General features: G+C 60.0%; 1 protein-coding gene. It reads right to left on the reverse strand.

The annotated features are described in order from the left end of the window. A partial coding sequence (locus tag ODQ19_RS28005; RefSeq protein WP_330211840.1) for an RHS repeat domain-containing protein occupies positions 1-465 on the reverse strand: 465 nt, incomplete at both ends.

The following is a 465-nucleotide window of genomic DNA, read 5'->3' on the forward strand; positions in this document are numbered from 1 at the left end:
GTGCCGAGGTGGTCGAGTTGGTAGTGGTAGGGCTTGGTTTCTTTCGGGCCGAAACCTTCCAATAGTGCCAAGGGGCGGAAGCTGTCGGGTTCGTAGAGATAGCTGCGATGGCGCTCTGCATGGTGTTCGGCTATCAGCTTGTCGCCTTGCCAGAAAAATTCGGTGGTCTTGCCGTCCACGGTCTTGCTGATACGCCGTCCAAATGGATCATAGCGATAGCTGGCGGTTTGGCCATTGGGCGTTGTAACCCCGACCAACCGATGCTGGCAGTCGTAGCGGTACTCAGTGATGAGTTGCTGGCCCTTGCCACGTCGTTCGCGGATGAGGTTGCCGAAGGCGTCGTAGTCGTAATGGCGGTCGCCCTGGATCATCAGGCGGTTGGCCGCGACGATGTCCGGGCCGGGGCGGTCTTGCATCAGCAGGTTGCCGGCGGGGTTGTGGCCGAAGCGTTCCTGTACGTCTTGC

Source organism: Pseudomonas sp. AM4(2022), from assembly GCF_036346515.1.
Classification (GTDB): Bacteria; Pseudomonadota; Gammaproteobacteria; order Pseudomonadales; family Pseudomonadaceae; genus Aquipseudomonas; species Aquipseudomonas paracarnis.